The 4707-nt window shown below is 66.4% G+C and carries 6 protein-coding genes and 1 pseudogene; 5 read left to right on the top strand and 2 right to left on the bottom strand.

Going from position 1 to position 4707, the window contains the following annotated elements; genetic code table 11:
* Positions 1–525 (bottom strand): TM2 domain-containing protein (locus V7Q81_RS14750; protein WP_333844792.1); only part of this gene is annotated, 525 nt, incomplete at its 3' end.
* Between the two features lie 123 nt (positions 526–648).
* On the opposite strand from V7Q81_RS14750, the gene V7Q81_RS14745 reads away from it, so the two are divergent.
* From V7Q81_RS14745 to alr, 4 genes are all read left to right on the top strand, one after another.
* Entirely contained in the window at positions 649–1560 is a 912-nt protein-coding gene (locus V7Q81_RS14745; protein ID WP_333844790.1) for a LysR family transcriptional regulator, read from the top strand.
* Positions 1557–2300, top strand: coding sequence for a GMP synthase (locus tag V7Q81_RS14740; RefSeq protein ID WP_333844788.1), 744 nt, complete (start codon positions 1557–1559; stop codon positions 2298–2300). The genes V7Q81_RS14745 and V7Q81_RS14740 overlap by 4 nt, the downstream gene beginning before the upstream one ends.
* Entirely contained in the window at positions 2297–2647 is a 351-nt protein-coding gene (locus tag V7Q81_RS14735) for a Crp/Fnr family transcriptional regulator (protein WP_333844786.1), read from the top strand. Before V7Q81_RS14740 ends, V7Q81_RS14735 begins: the two co-directional genes overlap by 4 nt.
* A gap of 73 nt (positions 2648–2720) precedes the next feature.
* Complete coding sequence (gene alr, locus V7Q81_RS14730; RefSeq protein ID WP_333844784.1) at positions 2721–3788, top strand: alanine racemase; 1068 nt, start codon at positions 2721–2723, stop codon at positions 3786–3788.
* Positions 3789–3793: 5 nt separating this feature from the next.
* Here the strand turns inward: alr and V7Q81_RS14725 are convergent, their stop codons facing one another.
* On the bottom strand, positions 3794–4129 hold the full coding sequence (locus tag V7Q81_RS14725; RefSeq protein WP_333844781.1) for a hypothetical protein: 336 nt from the start codon (positions 4127–4129) through the stop codon (positions 3794–3796).
* Between the two features lie 320 nt (positions 4130–4449).
* Between V7Q81_RS14725 and V7Q81_RS14720 the strand changes: the two are divergent.
* Positions 4450–4707, top strand: a pseudogene (locus V7Q81_RS14720) (DNA repair protein RadA); the annotation flags it as partial.

Genomic DNA, 4707 nt, shown 5'->3' with positions numbered 1-4707 from the left:
GTCTAGCAGCTGGGGCCCGGGCAACAAGCAGGCGCGGCGCGCGAGGGCCCGAAGCAGCGCCTCCTGCTCAGCGAAGGAGCGCACGCGACCGTCGGGGGCGAGGGGGAGGTCCGTATCGCCGAGGGGCGCCCCGCTCACCTCCTCGTGGGGGAAACGGCCGCGAAAGCCCGCTGGGGCCCCGGGCGCCTGCCCTAGACAGACTTTCATCCGCAGGGCCTTGTTGAGCTTTGCCACACGGCCTTCGATCCACACGAGATCGTGGGCGGTCAGGCCGGCGAGGAGGGACAGGGCGGCCCAGCCGGCGTAGGGGATCCCCGCGGCGAAGCCGGCGAGGGCGGCCAGGCCGAGTCCACGGAACACCCATGCTCCTCGCGGTTCCTCCAAGTAAGCCCGGTGCAAGCCCAGGGGGGCGGCAAGCAGCAGGGCGTAGGCTCGCCGCCTTCGCTTCAGAAGCCGTGCCAGCTTGAGGTTGGCCGCCTGCACCCCCCCGCCTTCCAGATCGAGTCGCTTCCACCCCTCGCTCATGGGCCTACCCGCAAAAAACGAATTGTGATTCAATCGTATCTGGCTGCCCGGCCCCTGGCCAGCGGCCGAGTGCGTTGACTCGAGACGAGCCCTTAAAACCGACGCTCCTACGGCTTGCACCCCATGGCCGACCGCAGACTCCAGGTCTTCTACACCGTCGCCAAGCAGCTCTCCTTTACCAAGGCGGCGGAACTCCTTTTCATGACCCAGCCGGCGGTCACTTTCCAGGTGAAGCAGCTGGAGGAGCACTTCAACACCCGGCTGTTCGAGCGCAGCCACGGCAAGATCAGCCTAACTCCTGCCGGGCAGCTCGTGTTTGACTACGCCGAGCGCATCCTCAGCCTGTCTTCCGAGATGGAGACACGGATGCAGGAGATGACCGGCGGCCTCGCCGGCCCCCTTTCCATCGGTGCCAGCACCACCATCGCCGAATTCATGATCCCCCGGATCCTAGGGGAGTTCAAATCCGCCTATCCCCGGGTTCAACCCCGTTTGGTGGTGGGCAACTCGGAAATGATCGAGAATCTGGTGGCAGACCACATGCTCGATCTGGGTTTCATCGAATCGCCCCCCCATCTGCCCCAGCTCAAGAACGAGATTCTGTGCGAGGACGAGCTGGTCATGATCTGCGCGCCCCAGCACCCCTTGGCCCAGTCGACGAGCGTCACGCCAAAGCAGCTGGCAGAGCTGCCCTATGTGAGCCGCGAGCCGGGTTCCGGGACGCGGGAGTTTGCTGACCAGTTTTTCGCCAAGCACGGGCTGACGCCCGAGGAGATGAACATCGTGATGGAGCTGGGCAGCCCCGAGGCGGTCAAAGGGGTGGTGGAGACGGGGCTCGGCTTCGGTGTCCTTTCCCGCGCGACGGTGGAAAAAGAGCTCAAATTGAGAACTCTGGTCGCGGTGCCCTTCCGGCCCAGGCTCACCCGTATCATGTCGATGGTCCTGCCGAAGGAGAAGTTTCGCTCCCGGCTCCTCACCACCTTCGTCGATTTTGCGGCGGCGCGGTTCAACAACCCGGCGAAGGCGAAAGCATGAAGCATTTTCTGGTGGTGCAACATACCTACTCGGAGTTCCTGGGGCTCATCGAAACCCGGCTGGAGCAGCGGGACATCGGTTTCACCTATGTACGCCCGTTCACTGGCCAGAGCTTGCCGGGCACGGCCCTACAGCACGACGCCCTGTGGCTGCTGGGCGGGGCGTATCCCGTGACGGACACAGAGCGGCAGCCCTGGATCGACGACGAACTGAGGCTCATCGCCTTGTTTCAGCGGGCCCGCCGCCCGGTGGTGGGGTTGGGCTTCGGCGGGCTTCTGCTCGCTCGGGCCGCGGGCGGCACGGCCCGGACCGAGCCTGCCCATAGCGCCTACTGGAGCCGGGCCTTGGCCACCGAAGCGGGACGCGACGATCCCCTGGCCCAGGCGGTGGACGGGCGCCGGGTCCTGGTGCTGTACAACGGCGCGGTGGACCTGCCCGAAGGGGTTCCTCCCCTGGTGGTGGACGAGCAGGGTCGCTGGATCGCCGCCCGCCCGGGCGAGGCCGCCTACGCGCTCCTCTTTCGCCCGGAGCTCAAGCCCGGGATGCTGGAGGACATGATCATGGAGGAAGGGCGGCCGACCCCAGAGAACATCGGCGAGCTCCTGGACGAGGCGAGGAGGCAGTGGCCCGAGACCCAGGAAACCACCGATCGAGTCCTGGTGGCCCTGGTATCGGCGCTGGATCTCATGCAGGAGCGGCGCAAGGCGCCAGTGTACAGCCTCAACGTGGTGGCGAAATGAGTCCTCGGGAGAAGGCCCTGATCGAGCGCTACCGGGCCCTTTCCCCGGAGGATCGGCGCACCCTGGAAACTTTCGCCGAGTTCCTGGCCGCCCGCTCCCCGCAGAGCCCGAGCCGGGAAGCGTACACTGAGCCCCTTCCCATCCCCAGACCCGAGAAAGAGACGGTGGTGCGGGCCATCCAGCGGCTGCGGGCCACCTACCCGATGCTGGACCCGCGGGTCTTATTCCACGAGACCTCCGTCTGCCTTTCCCGGCACGTGCTCCATGGCCAGCCGGCGGAGGCGGTGATCGACGAGTTGGAAGCGGTGTTTCTCCGCCACTATCAGCGCATGAAAGCGGGAGGCTAGCTCATGCCAGGAGCCGAGCCTGTCCCGCCACGCGGTCGTGCTTCGCCTTCCTGATTGATCGCCGCCTCTCTTTATGCGCCCGCTACGCGCCCTGTTCGACTGGAGCGCCCTTGCTGCCAACTACGCCCTAGCCCGGCGGCTCGCGCGGGGCGCCCGGGCCTTTGCCGTCATCAAGGCCGACGCCTACGGCCATGGGTATCTCAAGGCGGCGCAGGCCCTTCGGGACGCGGATGGCTTTGCTTTGCTGGAGATCGAGCGGGCGGTGGAGCTGCGGGACCGGGGATTTCGCCAGCCAATTCTGCTGCTGGAGGGCTTTTTTTCCCCGGAGGAGCTGGCGATGGCCGGAGCGTACCGGCTTTCAGTGGTGGTGCATAGCCTCGAGCAGCTGCGGATGCTCGCCGCGGCGCGCCGCTCCCACCCGCTCGAAGTTTTCCTGAAGCTCAACACTGGCATGAACCGTCTGGGTTTGGGGCCCGGCGAGCTCACCGCTGCCAGGGAGCTCCTTAAGGCTGCCCGGGGAATCGACAGTGTCGTGCTCATGACCCACTTCGCCACCGCCGACGAGGGGGCGGAAGGGGTGACCGCCCAGCTCGAACGCTTCGAGGCCATGGCGGCGGGCTTGCGGTTGCCCCGATCCTTGGCCAACTCGGCAGCCTTGCTGCGCTATCCCCAAACCCATGGAGACTGGGTCCGGCCGGGCATCATGCTCTACGGGTCTTCCCCCTTCGCCGACCAGAGCGCGGAAGCGCTGGGACTGAGGCCGGTGATGACCTTGGAGAGCCAGGTGATCGCGGTCCAGACCCTCCAGGCGGGAGATCGGGTGGGTTATGGCGGGACTTTCACCGCTCCCCATTCCATGCGCATCGGCATCGTAGCTTGCGGCTACGCCGACGGCTATCCGCGCCACGCGGGGACCGGCACCCCGGTCCTGGTGAACGGGGTGCGCACCCGAACGGTGGGGCGGGTGTCCATGGACATGTTGAGCGTGGATCTGACCCCGCTGCCCGAAGCGGGCGTAGGGGCCCGGGTGATCCTGTGGGGAGAAGCGTTGTCGGTGGACGAAGTGGCCCGCGCGGCGGGCACCATCGGCTACGAGTTGCTCTGCCGCCTGACTTCCCGGGTACCCCGGGTGGATCGCTAAACTTGTCAATGAGGGGCGTTTTCCGAGGGGGACCAATCCCGCGGTTCGACCCCCAAGGGCCGCTCGAACGTGTAGCGGAGCTGTTGGCCGACCAGGGCCTCTCCCGCCTCGTCGGCGCTGCGGCTGGGCAGGGTGAAGGGCAGGCTCACCACCCACAGGGCAGCCCCCAGCACCGTTCCCACCAGCCCGATGGGCCGGGCGAACAGGACGTCGGCGGCCATGGCGGCGCCCGGATCACCCGTTTCCGGGTCATAACCGGCGGCCGGCAGAGCGGCAGAAGTACCCGCGAGGGCGAGGGCGAGACCTGCGGCGATCCACCGCTTGGCGAGCGGGGTTTTCATGGCTCGGCTCCTTCGGTTGCAGGGTTTGAGCCCCCAGTATAGAGAAGGGTGCCCGCAAGATCAAGAAAACCGTTTAAGAATACTTCACAACGTATTGTCATTGAAGCAAGAATTCATCCGACTTTCTGGGTTTGAGGAACCGCAGCGAGGCTTCTGCCATCCGGTGTGCGGTTCTGCGGTCGCCTCCCTGGGGCGGTTGTCGGCGAACCGGGCCGTCCCTTGATTCCCTGGCCGATGTCGGTTAGCGTGTCCCGATCCTTCAGGTTCCCCGCCCCCTGGAGGGACACCCGACGGAACCTGAACCCCGCGGCCTGCTCCCCATGGCGAAATCCAAGACCGTCTTTGCCTGTACCGAATGTGGCGGCCAGGTGCTCCAGTGGCAGGGGCAGTGCCCCCACTGCCAAGCCTGGAATACCCTGGTGGAGACGGTGGCAGAAAAGGCAGGCCCCCGTTTTGCGCCCATTTCCGAGGCGGGAGAGCTGCAATTGCTTGCCGAAGTACAAGCCCGGGAACAACCGCGGATCTCCACCGGTATCACGGAGTTCGACCGGGTGCTGGGCGGGGGGCTGGTGCCCGGG

Origin of the sequence: Pelomicrobium sp. (assembly GCF_036803785.1) — a bacterium.
Classification (GTDB): Bacteria; Pseudomonadota; Gammaproteobacteria; order Burkholderiales; family UBA6910; genus Pelomicrobium.
This window is presented reverse-complemented; position numbering and strand designations above follow the sequence as displayed.

Coding starts and splice junctions, on each gene's coding strand:
- V7Q81_RS14735 (WP_333844786.1), top strand. CDS start 2,297: ATGAGTCCTCGGGAGAAGGCCCTGATCGAGCGCTACCGGGCCCTTTCC.
- V7Q81_RS14740 (WP_333844788.1), top strand. CDS start 1,557: ATGAAGCATTTTCTGGTGGTGCAACATACCTACTCGGAGTTCCTGGGG.
- alr (WP_333844784.1), top strand. CDS start 2,721: ATGCGCCCGCTACGCGCCCTGTTCGACTGGAGCGCCCTTGCTGCCAAC.
- V7Q81_RS14745 (WP_333844790.1), top strand. CDS start 649: ATGGCCGACCGCAGACTCCAGGTCTTCTACACCGTCGCCAAGCAGCTC.
- V7Q81_RS14725 (WP_333844781.1), bottom strand. CDS start 4,129: ATGAAAACCCCGCTCGCCAAGCGGTGGATCGCCGCAGGTCTCGCCCTC.